Raw genomic sequence first — 12,752 nt, 5'->3', positions numbered from 1 at the left:
CGGGAGGTTGCGTCGTGGAGGAGCCGTTCTTCAATGAGGTGCGTCGACGGCGTCCTGACATCGACCTGGTGATCCTGCCACCAGTGGAACCACCGGCGCGGCGCGCTAGTGCCGAGGATGTCGCCGCGTCGGTGGAGGTGGTGGATGCCGCGGTCGCGGCCATCGTTCCCCGTATCCCGGGGGCTGTGGTCGCGGAACCGCGATGGGAACCGGTGTCACACAATGATGTACGTCGCCGAGCCGAGGTGTCGGCCGATCTGCCTGACGGGGCAGCCACATTGGAGCGACTGAGGCAGGCGTTCGCCGAGGCTCGCTGGGAGTCGCGCCTCGAGGTCAAGGCGTTTCACCGTTGGACGGCGCGCAGCGGTGATGCCGACATCGTCGGGTTCTGGTCGTCGCGACACGGCCACCTGTCGATCACGGTCTCAGGACGCGCCATCGCGGCGCGAGATCTGGTCCAGGTGGGCTCTTGAGCATCCATGTCGATCCGGAGAAGGTGCAGAAGACGGCGACCGCTTGGGACACGGAGAATCTCAACCTCATATCTGCCGCCGACGAGATCAGCGATGTCACCGGGGGCGGATGCACGCCAGCATTGGCCGGGGTCGTCGCCCGGTTCGGGGAGTCCTGGACCAATCTGGCCAAGGACGCCGCGCGTACCGCCGAGGGCCAAGCTGACGGACTCCGCTCAGCCGGCAACGAGATCCAGACCCAGGACCTCGGGGTCGGTCCCCGCGCCGACATGCAGGGCCGAAGGATCGAGGAGCTTCGATGACGATCACGATCCTGCTCCCGCCGACGCCTGGTGAGGTGCCAGATTTCAAAGCCGACGCCGCGAAGGTCGAGGCGGAGGGCAACAAGCTGCGTACCGCCTCGTCGATCTTCGACGACCACGGCTCGTTCGTTGCTCATGGGGCCAAGGACTCTGGCCTTCGCGACGGGGTGTCCTCGGTGGCGTACATGGAAGGTCTGGGTCCTATCGGCGAGCACGCCGATGCCTGCTCGTTGGCGCTGCGTGAGGCCGCCGTCGCGCTCATGACTCATGGCGATGACCTGGTCTCGCTCAAACAGCGTCACGGCGACCTCGCCGCCGACCGCGCGCAACTCGTTCGGGACATCGATCGCGTCACTGCTCGAACAAGTCCGATGCCGACCGATGAGGCCGAGCTGCGCGAGCTTCAGCTCGAGTGCGAGCGCTGCACGAACAGGGTGCAGACCTATGAGCACGACAAGGGCAGGTGGGCCGAAGACCTCACCGCCAGCGAGGAGAAGGCGGCCGCTGTGTTGCGGCGGCTGATGACCGAGGATCAGGTCAACAGCAAGTACGCAGGTGCCGCGGACCCAGCAGATGCGGCCAAGGCATCCATGCCGCCGGACAAGGACCCCAAGGCGATCAAGTCGTGGTGGGACGGCCTGACCGAAGAGCAGCGCGAGGCCATGACCGCTGCCTACCCCGAGATCGTCGGTAATACCGACGGCATCCCCGCCGCCGCCCGCCATGAGGCGAACACGATCTCGCTCGACCGAGACCTCGTGGAATTCGGCCAAATCCCTGCTGGTGTCCGGACCGACGAGGAACAGGCGGCGTTCGAAAACGCGGTCGCTGCCGACGATGCGCGCAAGTACATCAACGGTACGATCGACCCTGCTTCCAACGAGCCCTACGTGGCGCAGATCTATGCTTACGACCCAGCGGCCTTCGACGGTGATGGTGCGGTCGCGATGGCGGTAGGCGACCTCGACACGGCGAAGAACGTCTCGACGATCACGCCGGGCCTGACCAACGATGGCGGTTCAGCCCCGAACCTTGCTGAGGATGCCGTGAACGTCCAGCAGGCAACCTCCTTCGAAGGCGGCAACAGCAACGCCTCGATGTTCTGGATGGGCTATGACGCACCGGATGACGGCGACTCTCCAGGCGTTTCGCGCGAAGACATGGCGAAGGAAGGTGGGAGGCGTCTCGCGGACACATTCAACGGTTTGAACGCGATGCGCGATGACGACTTCCATCTCACCGCAATCGGACACAGTTACGGGTCCACCACGCTGTCACACGCAATGACCGACCATTCCCCGGATGTCGACGACGTGGTCCTTGCCGGCAGCCCCGGCGCTGGCGACAACGCGTCGACCGCCGGCGATTTCGGCGTCGGGGACGGTCATGTCTGGGTCGGTGCCAACAGCGAGGACCCAGTGGCAGATCTCGGGGACCAGGGCCGAGTAAGCCCGGGACCGATCCTCGGTGGGGGCCTCGCCGGACCACTCGGGGGTCTGCTGCCGACCGGTGATATCGGCATGGGGCGCAACCCGGCCGAAGACGACTTCGGTGCGATCCGATTTCAGGCGGAGAGCACTACGCGCGGCGAGACCGGCATCATCGGCGATCACACCAAGTACTTTGACCAAGGCACCGAGTCCCTGTCCAACATCGCTCACATCGTCAACGGCCAGTATGGCGAAGTTGCCCGAGCCGACCACGTCCATGACCCGTGGTGGCGTACGCCTACGGATCCCGAAGCCGACCGTACTCCGACCACTCCCGACACCGAGAAGCATCCGCAGTGAGACGAAACGAAATGGCGAGACTACTTTCGGCAATCTTGGCCGTCGTGACAATGATGATCCTTGGAGGATGCGGCTCCGTGGATGAAGAGACATACGCAGCGCTAGAGCAGCACCGCGATGACACGCAGGAGTGGACGGCCGAGATTGTTGCGCTGACCGAGCAGAGCATCGGCTTTGATTCCGTCGATGCATCCGGCGGATACCGAGGGGTCGACACGCCGGGAGTATCCAGCCACTATGCGAGCTACCGCTACGAGGTTCTTGGAAATTTCGTCACCGCAGCTCCTGATCCGAAAAGCAGTTTGGCTGTTGCGCTCAAAGAGTTCGATCCGGTCATCGACGGATCGACGCTTCGGATCCGGTATCGCAACATGATTGCCGAGATCACTACATACGACGTGAACGCTGAGACGGTGCGGTTCACGGTGTTCAGCCCCGACGTAGACATCGACCAGAAGGACATCCACAACTGGGATGGGTACACGAATGACGAGCCTGTCGACCTCGAGTAGATGCCGGTAGCGCCACGGCGTGACCCAGGGCGTGACCCTGGGGCGATCGCTGTCATCGATGTCGGCGCTCGCCGATAGGCTGGCGGACGTGCCTGATCCGCAGAGCTATCGCCCCAAAGCTGGAGACATCCCCACCCAGCCCGGGGTCTACCGGTTCCGCGATCCCAAGGGGCGGGTGATCTATGTCGGCAAGGCGATCAACCTGCGTCAGCGGCTCGCGAACTACTTCCAGCCGATCCCGTCGCTGCACCCACGTACGGCGACCATGGTCACCACCGCGGCCAGTGTCGAGTGGACCGTGGTCAACAACGACATCGAGGCGCTCCAGCTCGAATACACCTGGATCAAGGAGTTCGACCCGCGGTTCAACGTGAAGTACCGCGACGACAAGTCCTACCCGTGGCTCGCGGTCACCGTCTCCGAGGACTTCCCGCGGGTCATGGTCGGCCGCGGCGCCAAGCGCAAGGGCACCCGCTACTTCGGCCCCTACGGCCACGCCTGGGCGATCCGCGAGACCGTCGACATCCTGCTGCGCGTCTTCCCCATGCGGAGCTGCTCCAACGGCGTCTTCAAACGCTCCCAGCAGATCGGCCGCCCCTGCCTGCTCGGTTACATCGACAAGTGCACCGCGCCCTGCGTCGGCAACATCTCCGCCGAGGAGCACCGCGAGATCGTCGACGACTTCTGCGACTTCATGGCCGGTCACACCTCGACCTTCACCAAGCGGATCGAGAAGGAGATGTACGCCGCCTCCGAGGCTCTCGACTTCGAGAAGGCCGCGCGGCTGCGTGACGACCTCGCCGCGATGCAGCGTGCCCTGGAGAAGCAGGCCGTGGTGCTCGGCGACGGCGCGGACGCCGACGTGATCGCCCTGGCCGAGGACCCGCTCGAGGTCGGCGTCCAGATCTTCTACGTACGCGGCGGCCGCATCAAGGGCCAGCGCGGCTGGGTCGCTGACCGGATGGACGAGGCCGACACCGCCGGCCTGGTCGAGCACTTCCTGCTCCAGCTCTACGCCGGCGAAGACGCCGAGGCCATCCCGCGCGAGATCCTGGTCCCCGCGCTGCCGCCGGAGCACGAGACCTTCGAGGAGCTCCTCTCCGACGTGCGCAGGGCGAAGGTCCGGATCCGGGTCCCGCAGCGGGGCGACAAGAAGACGCTCCAGGAGACTGTGGAGAACAACGCCAAGCAGGCCCTCGCGCTCCACAAGACCAAGCGCGCCAGTGACCTGACCACCCGCAACCGGGCGCTGGAGGAGATCCAGGAGGCGCTCGAGCTCGACGAGGTGCCGCTGCGGATCGAGTGCTACGACATCTCCCACCTGCAGGGCACCGAGATCGTGGCCAGCATGGTGGTCTTCGAGGACGGGCTGGCCCGCAAGTCGGAGTATCGCCGCTTCATCATCAAGGGCCAGGACGGCTCCGACGACGTCAAGGCGATGCACGAGGTGATCACTCGGCGGTTCAAGCGGCTGCTCGACGAGCAGTCCACGTCGATCGTGTCGACCGAGGTCGAAGGGGCCAACGGGCCGATGCTGGTCGACCCGGAGACCGGTCGGCCGCGCAAGTTCGCCTATGCCCCCGGGCTGGTCGTCGTCGACGGCGGTGCGCCCCAGGTGGCCGCGGCTCAGCGTGCTCTGGTCGAGCTCGGGATCAATGACATCCCGGTCGTCGGCCTGGCCAAGCGGCTGGAGGAGGTCTGGGTGCCCGAGGAGGAGGACCCGGTCATCCTTCCGCGCAGCTCGGAGGGCCTCTACCTGCTGCAGCGGGTCCGCGACGAGGCGCACCGGTTCGCGATCACCCACCACCGCGGACGACGCAGCAAGTCGATGGTGGAGAGCCTGCTCGATGACGTACCCGGTCTCGGCGAGGTGCGCCGCAAGACGCTGATGAAGCACTTCGGCTCGCTCAAGAAGCTCCGGGCGGCGACCGTCGAGGAGATCGCCCAGGTGCCCGGCATCGGCCCCGCGACCGCGACAGCGATCAAGACCGCTGTGGAGCAGACGGCGAAGAATGGCAAGGTTAGCGCCATCAACGTCACCACCGGCGAGATCATCGAGGAGTAGGTCATGCACAAGGGGGAGGTCGTCGTCATCACCGGCATGACCGGTGCCGGGCGGAGCACCGCCGCCAAGGAGCTGGAGGATCTCGGCTACTACGTCGTCGACAACCTGCCGCCGAGCCTGCTCCCGCAGGTGGTCGAGCGGGTCGACGCGGCCCGGGGCCCGGAGCAGCCGGTGGCGGTCGTGACCGACGTACGTTCCGGGTCCTTCTTCGCCGAGCTCGAGGAGATCGTGGCGAAGGGAGCCACCGGGCGGCGTACGACCCTGGTCTTCCTCGACGCCGCCGACGACACCCTGGTCCGCCGGCAGGAGGCCGCTCGGCGTCCGCACCCGATGCAGCGGGGCAACGAGCGGCTGCTGGACGCGCTCGAGCGGGAGCGGGTCGTGCTGGCCAACCTGCGTGGCGCCGCCGACCTGGTCATCGACACGACCCAGCTCAACGTGCACCAGCTCACCGCGCGGATCGCGGAGGCGTTCGGCACCCCGGAGCGGACCACGCTGAAGGTGTCGGTGGTGAGCTTCGGGTTCAAGTACGGCATCCCGGTCGACGCCGACTTCATGGCCGACATGCGTTTCCTGCCCAACCCGCACTGGGTGCCTGAGCTCAAGGACGGCAACGGACGCGACAACCCCGACGTCGCCGCCTACGTCTACTCGCGCCCTGGTGCGGAGGAGTTCCTGAGCGGGTATGTTCCGGTGCTCATCGGAGTGACCAAGGGCTACCTCCACGAAGGAAAGAGGTTCATGCGCGTGGCGATCGGGTGCACGGGTGGCAAGCACCGCAGCGTGGCGATGGCGGAGGAGATCTCCAGGCGGCTGCGAGATGCGGGCCTGGATGCGAAGGCGATCCACCGAGACCTCGGGCGGGAGTGAGAGTGGCCGGGGCCGACCGACCCGGGGCAGATGCCCAGGCCGTCGTCGCCCTGGGGGGAGGGCACGGACTGCATGCGTCGCTGAGCGCGCTGCGGCTGCTCGTCGACGACCTGACCGTCGACCAGCTCACCGCGATCGTCACGGTCGCCGACAACGGCGGCTCGAGCGGCCGGCTGCGGCGCGAGTTCGGCGTGCTCCCGCCGGGCGACCTGCGGATGGCGCTCGCCGCGCTGTGCGGCGCGGACCGCTGGGACGACACCTGGGCGAAGGTGCTGCAGCACCGCTTCGCCGGCGAGGGCGAGATGCGTGGCCACAACCTCGGCAACCTGCTGATCGTGGGGCTGTGGGAGCAGCTCGGTGACCACGTCGAGGCCCTCGACTGGGTCGGCCGGCTGCTGGGTGCCAAGGGCCGCGTCCTGCCGATGGCACTGGTGCCGATGGACATCGTCGCCGACGTACGCGGCCTGGTGCCCGGCTCACCGGCCGCCCTCACCTCGGTGCAGGGCCAGGTCGAGGTCGCCAGCACCGATGGGATCATCGAATCGATCCGGCTGATCCCGGACAACCCTCCCGCCGCCCCCGACGCGGTCAAGGCGATCCAGGAGGCGGAGTGGGTCTTCCTCGGGCCCGGCTCCTGGTTCACCTCGGTGCTACCGCACCTGATGGTCCGCGCGCTGCGCGAGGCCCTGGCCGCCACCTCCGCGAAGATCGTCGTCGTGCTCAACCTCGGTGAGCAGCCGGGGGAGACGACCGGCTTCGGCCCCGCCGAGCACCTCTCGGTCCTCCTCGACCATGCTCCTGACCTCCGCATCCACACCGTCCTCGTCGACTCCTCCCTCGACGGGCTCGACGAGCTGTCGCGGGTGGCCGAGAAGAGCGGTGCGCGAGTCGAGGTCGCGGACGTAGCTGTCGACGACGGGACCCCTCGTCACGACCCGGAGCGTCTCGCCGCGGCCTACGCGAGGGTAATCGGGGCGGGCTGAGTGCAGCCGGTGCGAGCCGGAGGGTGTCACCCTGAGCGGGCGGGGTCAGGTCGACTGCGGCTCGGCGTGATCGTGTCCTTCCCCGGGCTCTGGATCGGACTGGCGGCGCAGACGAACCACTTCCCGGATGCCGAGGATCAGTAGGGTCGTACCGAAGGCGCAGACCGTGCCTGCGTCCAGTCGGTATCCCCAGTCCGGTGTACCGAGCCGCGTCTCCATGGGCGGCGCCCCGTCCTGGAAGGTCACGACTCCAAGGCCCAGATTCAGGATGGCGAGAACGGCATACGCGCCCGCGTCCCACGAGCTGGCGGACCCTGTTGGCCAACGTACGTGTCTGATGATCCCCCACACGCAGAGGCCGAGCAGAAACGCTTGGATCCCGGTGTAGGCCCAGTTCGACCAGTCTCCGTCGGACGTCGCCAACGCTGAGGTGAAGGTGCCGAACGGACTGGGGCTGCAGCAGATGGTGAGGATGACCAGCATCGCGAAAGGCCGGGAGTCGTCGCTGGAGACCGGTTTCGCGTGTGGCACGACGTGGAAACTAGAGGACGGGGCGAACGCCTGTCGTCGAATCGGCAGAATCGTCCTCGCACTGCCCCAGACTGAGTGATCTGACGTGGAACCGATTCGAGGGTCGTTGACATCAATGAAAGACTCTCGCCATGGCGATGACGGGACAGGTGAAGGCCGAGCTGGCCTCCACTCAGATCACCAAGACATGCTGCCGCAAGGCAGAGGTTGCCTCGACGTTGAGGTTCGCTGGGGGGATCCACATCGTGGCCGGCAGGATCGTGGTCGAGGCTGAGCTCGACACCGGTCTGGCCGCCAGGAGACTGAAGCGAGACATCGCCGACGTCTTCGGTCACGAGGCAGAGGTGGCTCTCATCCAGGCGAGCGGGCTTCGTAAGGGCAGCCGTTACATCGTGCGCGTGGTCAAGGACGGTGAGGCGCTGGCGCGCCAGACCGGCCTTCTCGACCAGCGCGGACGGCCGGTGCGGGGTCTTCCGCCTGCCGTCGTCTCGGGCGGGGCCTGCGACGCGGTGGCCGCCTGGCGCGGTGCCTTCCTGGCCCACGGCTCGCTCACCGAGCCGGGCCGCTCCTCCTCGATGGAGGTGACCTGCCCGGGCTCGGAGTCGGCGCTCGCGCTGGTCGGCGTCGCCCGTCGGATCGGCATCTCCGCCAAGCCTCGTGAGGTACGCGGCGTGGACCGCGTCGTCATCCGCGACGGAGACGCGATCGGTCAGCTGCTGACCCGCCTGGGCGCCCACGAGTCGCTGATGGCCTGGGAGGAGCGCCGCATGCGCCGCGAGGTCCGCGCCACCGCCAACCGGCTGGCCAACTTCGACGACGCCAACCTGCGCCGATCGGCCCGCGCGGCCGTCGCCGCCGGGGCCCGCGTCGAGCGTGCCCTGGAGATCCTCGGCGAGGACATCCCCGACCACCTGCGCCAGGCCGGCAAGCTCCGTCTGGAGCACAAGCAGGCCTCCCTCGAGGAGCTCGGACAGCTCCACGACCCGGTGCTGACCAAGGACGCCATCGCCGGCCGCATCCGCCGTCTGCTGGCGATGGCCGACAAGCGGGCCGAGGAGCTCGGCATCCCTGACACCGAGGCATCGCTGACCGCGGAGATGCTGGCCGAGGACGCCTGAGGCGCCTCCAGATTCCGGAAATCGGCCCGAGCCCCTCGACTGATCGAGGGGCTCGGGCCGTTTGCTACTCGTCCGTCTTTTGGAACGATCCAACCCAGTCTCCCGCTGTTCAGAGGCGCTGGGTAGTGTCGGCGTCAGCGGGTGATCCCGCGCACAATCTTTTCGACGCGAACCAGGAGTCCACGTGACAGTTCGAGTAGGCATCAACGGGTTCGGCCGGATCGGCCGCAACTTCTTCCGCGCGGTGCGCGCCTCCGACCTCGACATCGAGATCGTCGGTGTCAACGACCTCAGCGACAATGCAACCCTCGCGACGCTGCTGAAGTTCGACTCGATCCTCGGCCCGCTCGACGCCGAGGTGTCCGCCACCGAGGACGCGATCGTCGTCGACGGCAAGGAGATCAAGGCGTACGCAGAGCGCGACCCGGCCAACCTCAAGTGGTCCGACCTCGGTGTCGACGTCGTGATCGAGTCCACCGGCTTCTTCACCGACGCGACCAAGGCTCGCGCCCACGTCGACAACGGCGGCGCGAAGAAGGTCATCATCTCCGCCCCGGCGAAGAACGAGGACGCCACCATCGTCCTCGGCGTCAACGAGGACGTCTACGACCCGGAGGCCCACACGGTCATCTCCAACGCGTCCTGCACCACCAACTGCCTGGCGCCGCTGGCGAAGGCGCTGCACGAGGGCATCGGCATCAACCAGGGCCTGATGACCACGGTCCACGCCTACACCGCCGACCAGAACCTGCAGGACAACATCCACAAGGACCTGCGCCGCGCCCGCGCCGCCGCGATCAACGTGGTGCCCACCTCGACCGGAGCCGCCAAGGCGATCGGCCTGGTGCTGCCGGAGCTGAAGGGCAAGCTCGACGGCTACGCGCTGCGCGTGCCCACCCCGACCGGCTCGATCGTCGACCTCTCCTTCGAGGCCTCGCGCGAGACCTCGGTCGAGGAGATCAACGCGATCATGGAGAAGGCCGCCGACGGGAAGTACCTGGTCTACTCGACCGACCCCATCGTCTCCTCCGACATCGTGACCAACCCGGCGTCCTCGATCTTCGACGCCCCGCTGACCAAGGTGATCGGCAACCAGGTCAAGGTGGCGGCCTGGTATGACAACGAGTGGGGCTACTCCAACCGGCTCGGCGACCTGGTGGCGTACGTTGGTGCGAGCCTGTGACCCAGCGAGGGTCCTCACAGGTTAGTGTCTAGCCCGTTATGTCTCTGAATCTCACGCAGCTCATCGAGCAGGGTGTCGCCGGCAAGCGAGTTCTCGTGCGCTCCGACCTCAACGTCCCGCTGGAAGGCACCACGATCACCGACGACGGTCGCATCCGTGCCTCGGTGCCCACGATCAAGGCGCTGGCCGACGCCGGCGCCAGGGTCGTGGTGGTCGCCCACCTCGGTCGGCCGAAGGGGGAGCCGGACCCGGCCTACTCGCTGGCCCCCGTGGCCGTCCGCCTCGGCGAGCTGCTCGGTGCCGAGGTCGCCTTCGCGACCGACACCGTCGGCGACTCCGCCAGCTCGGTCGTCGGCGGCCTGGCCGACGGTCAGGTCGCTGTGCTGGAGAACGTACGCTTCAACGCCGGTGAGACCAGCAAGGACGACATCGAGCGGGCCACCTTCGCCGCCGAGCTCGCCGCCCTGGCCGACGCCTTCGTCTCCGACGGCTTCGGCGTGGTCCACCGCAAGCAGGCCTCGGTCTACGAGGTCGCCAAGCTGCTCCCGAGCGCGCAGGGCGACCTGGTGGCCACCGAGATCGACGTGCTGAAGCGGCTCACCGAGACCCCCGAGCGCCCCTACGTGGTCGTCCTCGGCGGCTCGAAGGTCTCCGACAAGCTCGGCGTGATCGACAACCTGCTCGGCAAGGCGGACAAGCTGCTCATCGGGGGTGGCATGGTCTTCACCTTCCTCAAGGCCCAGGGCAACGAGGTGGGCCAGTCGCTGCTCGAGGAGGACCAGATCCTCACCGTGCTCGGCTACCTCGAGCGCGCCGAGGAGATCGGCGTCGAGATCCTGCTGCCGACCGACATCGTGGTCGCCGACTCCTTCGGCGACGAGGCCTCCGCCCGTGTGGTCGCGGCCAACGCGATCCCGTCCGAGTCGCTCGGGCTCGACATCGGTCCGGAGTCGGCGCAGACCTACGCCGCCGCGCTCGAGGGCGCGAAGACGGTCTTCTGGAACGGTCCGATGGGCGTCTTCGAGCAGGCTGCCTTCGCCGAGGGCACCCGCGCGGTCGCCCAGGCGCTCACCACGATCGACGGCCTCTCGGTCGTCGGCGGTGGTGACTCCGCCGCGGCGATCCGCCAGCTCGGGTTCTCCGATGACCAGTTCGGTCACATCTCGACCGGCGGCGGCGCGTCGCTCGAATACCTGGAGGGCAAGACTCTTCCGGGCATCGCGGTGCTCGACGAGGCGACCATGGCCGGGGGACTGGGCTGATGGCGGCCAAGAAGCCCGCCTCGGGGCGCACCCCGCTCATCGCCGGCAACTGGAAGATGAACCTCAACCACCAAGAAGCGGTGGTCCTGGTCCAGAAGCTCGCCTGGACGCTCTCCGACAAGCGCCACGACTTCGCGGCCGTGGAGGTGGCGGTCTTCCCGCCGTTCACCGACATCCGTTCGGTGCAGACGCTGGTCGACGGCGACAAGATGCGCATCACCTACGGCGCCCAGAACGTCGCGACCCAGGAGTCCGGCGCCTACACCGGCGAGGTCTCGGCCGCGATGCTGGCCAAGCTCGGCTGCTCCTACGTGATCGTGGGTCACTCCGAGCGTCGCGAGCACTACGGCGAGACCGACGAGATCGTCGCGCTCAAGGCCAAGATCGCGCTCAAGCACAAGATGATCCCCATCGTGTGCGTCGGCGAGGGTCTCGACGTCCGCCAGGCCGGCAACCACCTCGACCACTGCACCGCGCAGGTCGAGGGCTCGCTGGCCGGGCTCACCGACGCCGAGGTCGGCCAGGTCGTGATCGCCTACGAGCCGGTCTGGGCGATCGGCACGGGCGAGACCGCCACCGCGCAGGACGCCCAGGAGGTCTGCGCCGGCATCCGCGACCAGCTCGAGAAGAGCTACGGCGCGGAGATCGCCGCCGGCGTACGCATCCTCTACGGCGGCTCGGTCAAGCCCAACAACGTGGCCGCGCTGATGCAGGAGGCCGACGTGGATGGGGCGCTGGTCGGCGGGGCGAGCCTCTCGGTCGAGGACTTCGCCGCGATCTCGCGCTACTACGACCTGCCAGTTCTCTAGGCCAGTGCTGTAGGTTTCGGGCTCTCCAGATAGGATTTCAGACGTGGAACTTCTCTTCACCATCATCCTGGTCATCGCGAGCGCGCTGATGATCCTGCTCGTGCTGCTTCACAAGGGCCGCGGTGGCGGACTCTCCGACATGTTCGGTGGCGGTGTCTCGAGCTCGCTGGGTGGATCTTCGGTCGTCGAGCGCAACCTCGACCGACTCACCATCGGCATCGGAGTCATCTGGTTCGCCTGTGTGATCGCGCTCGGCCTGCTGATGGCCTACTGAACCATTCCCCTTCAGCGCACGCGCGATAGCGTCTAAACTCATCGACGCTGGACGGAGATTTTGCCGTCCGATTCCCCCAAAGTGGCCTCTCGGGGCTGCGAACTTTAAGTTGAGAGAGGACACCGCAGCACCATGGCAGGTGGAGGGAACGCGATTCGGGGCTCCCGAGTCGGTGCTGGGCCGATGGGTGAGGCGGAGCGCGGCGAGGCTGCGCCGCGGAAGGCCGTCACCTACTTCTGCACCAACGCACATCGCTCGGTCATCACCTTCGCCGTCGAGGCGACGCCACCGGACTCCTGGGACTGCCCCAAGTGTGGGCTCCCGGCTGGTCTGGACGAGGAGAACGCGCCCCCGGCGCCGAAGATCGAGCCTTACAAGACCCACCTCGCCTACGTGAAGGAGCGCCGCTCCGACGCCGAGGCCGAGGACATCCTGGAGGAGGCAATCGCCCTGCTCCGCTCCCGCCGCAAGTCCGGCGAGATCATCTTCTGAAACACCGCCGAGTCGGCTCGTTCTGACATGAATCGGTGCCGAGTCGGCTCGGTAAGACGAGCCGACACGGCACCCAAAGTGGTGAGGA

14 protein-coding genes are annotated in these 12,752 nt (G+C 67.3%); 13 read left to right on the top strand and 1 reads right to left on the bottom strand.

Annotated features, from left to right (window positions below; genetic code table 11):
- Positions 1–14: 14 nt before the first annotated feature.
- From ACFV9G_RS13550 to yvcK, 7 genes are all read left to right on the top strand, one after another.
- Positions 15–473 carry a hypothetical protein gene (locus ACFV9G_RS13550; protein ID WP_378727983.1) on the top strand — a complete coding sequence of 153 codons (459 nt, stop codon included), beginning with the start codon at positions 15–17 and terminating at the stop codon, positions 471–473.
- Complete coding sequence (locus tag ACFV9G_RS13545) at positions 470–775, top strand: hypothetical protein (RefSeq protein WP_378727982.1); 306 nt, start codon at positions 470–472, stop codon at positions 773–775. Before ACFV9G_RS13550 ends, ACFV9G_RS13545 begins: the two co-directional genes overlap by 4 nt.
- Positions 772–2,565 (top strand): alpha/beta hydrolase, encoded by a 1,794-nt coding sequence (locus ACFV9G_RS13540; RefSeq protein ID WP_378727981.1) that lies wholly within the window; start codon positions 772–774, stop codon positions 2,563–2,565. The genes ACFV9G_RS13545 and ACFV9G_RS13540 overlap by 4 nt, the downstream gene beginning before the upstream one ends.
- 77 nt (positions 2,566–2,642) lie before the next feature.
- Positions 2,643–3,077 (top strand): hypothetical protein, encoded by a 435-nt coding sequence (locus tag ACFV9G_RS13535; RefSeq protein ID WP_378727980.1) that lies wholly within the window; start codon positions 2,643–2,645, stop codon positions 3,075–3,077.
- Positions 3,078–3,165: 88 nt separating this feature from the next.
- Positions 3,166–5,142: an excinuclease ABC subunit UvrC gene (gene uvrC / locus ACFV9G_RS13530; RefSeq protein WP_378727979.1), complete on the top strand. Its 1,977-nt coding sequence runs from the start codon at positions 3,166–3,168 to the stop codon at positions 5,140–5,142.
- Positions 5,143–5,145: 3 nt separating this feature from the next.
- Entirely contained in the window at positions 5,146–6,012 is an 867-nt protein-coding gene (rapZ, locus tag ACFV9G_RS13525; protein ID WP_091041005.1) for an RNase adapter RapZ, read from the top strand.
- A 2-nt stretch (positions 6,013–6,014) separates the two neighbouring features.
- Positions 6,015–6,995 (top strand): uridine diphosphate-N-acetylglucosamine-binding protein YvcK, encoded by a 981-nt coding sequence (gene yvcK / locus ACFV9G_RS13520; RefSeq protein ID WP_378727978.1) that lies wholly within the window; start codon positions 6,015–6,017, stop codon positions 6,993–6,995.
- A 45-nt stretch (positions 6,996–7,040) separates the two neighbouring features.
- Here the strand turns inward: yvcK and ACFV9G_RS13515 are convergent, their stop codons facing one another.
- Positions 7,041–7,478: a hypothetical protein gene (locus ACFV9G_RS13515; RefSeq protein ID WP_378727977.1), complete on the bottom strand. Its 438-nt coding sequence runs from the start codon at positions 7,476–7,478 to the stop codon at positions 7,041–7,043.
- 179 nt (positions 7,479–7,657) lie between these two features.
- Between ACFV9G_RS13515 and whiA the strand changes: the two genes are divergently transcribed.
- The 6 genes from whiA (at position 7,658) to ACFV9G_RS13485 (ending at position 12,664) form a co-directional block, all read left to right on the top strand.
- Positions 7,658–8,644: a DNA-binding protein WhiA gene (gene whiA, locus ACFV9G_RS13510; protein WP_045547796.1), complete on the top strand. Its 987-nt coding sequence runs from the start codon at positions 7,658–7,660 to the stop codon at positions 8,642–8,644.
- Positions 8,645–8,828: 184 nt separating this feature from the next.
- On the top strand, positions 8,829–9,827 hold the full coding sequence (gene gap / locus ACFV9G_RS13505; RefSeq protein WP_378727976.1) for a type I glyceraldehyde-3-phosphate dehydrogenase: 999 nt from the start codon (positions 8,829–8,831) through the stop codon (positions 9,825–9,827).
- 38 nt (positions 9,828–9,865) lie between these two features.
- Positions 9,866–11,089: a phosphoglycerate kinase gene (locus tag ACFV9G_RS13500; protein WP_378727975.1), complete on the top strand. Its 1,224-nt coding sequence runs from the start codon at positions 9,866–9,868 to the stop codon at positions 11,087–11,089.
- On the top strand, positions 11,089–11,898 hold the full coding sequence (gene tpiA / locus ACFV9G_RS13495) for a triose-phosphate isomerase (RefSeq protein WP_378727974.1): 810 nt from the start codon (positions 11,089–11,091) through the stop codon (positions 11,896–11,898). The genes ACFV9G_RS13500 and tpiA overlap by 1 nt, the downstream gene beginning before the upstream one ends.
- A 43-nt stretch (positions 11,899–11,941) precedes the next feature.
- Complete coding sequence (secG, locus tag ACFV9G_RS13490; protein WP_008357155.1) at positions 11,942–12,172, top strand: preprotein translocase subunit SecG; 231 nt, start codon at positions 11,942–11,944, stop codon at positions 12,170–12,172.
- 132 nt (positions 12,173–12,304) lie between these two features.
- Positions 12,305–12,664 carry an RNA polymerase-binding protein RbpA gene (locus ACFV9G_RS13485; protein WP_160022595.1) on the top strand — a complete coding sequence of 120 codons (360 nt, stop codon included), beginning with the start codon at positions 12,305–12,307 and terminating at the stop codon, positions 12,662–12,664.
- The last annotated feature ends 88 nt before the right edge of the window (positions 12,665–12,752 follow it).

Source organism: Nocardioides sp. NPDC059952 (assembly GCF_042730435.1).
GTDB lineage: Bacteria > Actinomycetota > Actinomycetes > Propionibacteriales > Nocardioidaceae > Nocardioides.
This window is presented reverse-complemented; position numbering and strand designations above follow the sequence as displayed.

Bases quoted from the DNA above. Each gene is read 5' to 3' on its own strand.
- ACFV9G_RS13540 (WP_378727981.1), top strand. From the start codon at position 772: ATGACGATCACGATCCTGCTCCCGCCGACGCCTGGTGAGGTGCCAGAT.
- rapZ (WP_091041005.1), top strand. From the start codon at position 5,146: ATGCACAAGGGGGAGGTCGTCGTCATCACCGGCATGACCGGTGCCGGG.
- ACFV9G_RS13515 (WP_378727977.1), bottom strand. From the start codon at position 7,478: ATGCTGGTCATCCTCACCATCTGCTGCAGCCCCAGTCCGTTCGGCACC.
- whiA (WP_045547796.1), top strand. From the start codon at position 7,658: ATGGCGATGACGGGACAGGTGAAGGCCGAGCTGGCCTCCACTCAGATC.
- ACFV9G_RS13500 (WP_378727975.1), top strand. From the start codon at position 9,866: ATGTCTCTGAATCTCACGCAGCTCATCGAGCAGGGTGTCGCCGGCAAG.
- tpiA (WP_378727974.1), top strand. From the start codon at position 11,089: ATGGCGGCCAAGAAGCCCGCCTCGGGGCGCACCCCGCTCATCGCCGGC.
- ACFV9G_RS13485 (WP_160022595.1), top strand. From the start codon at position 12,305: ATGGCAGGTGGAGGGAACGCGATTCGGGGCTCCCGAGTCGGTGCTGGG.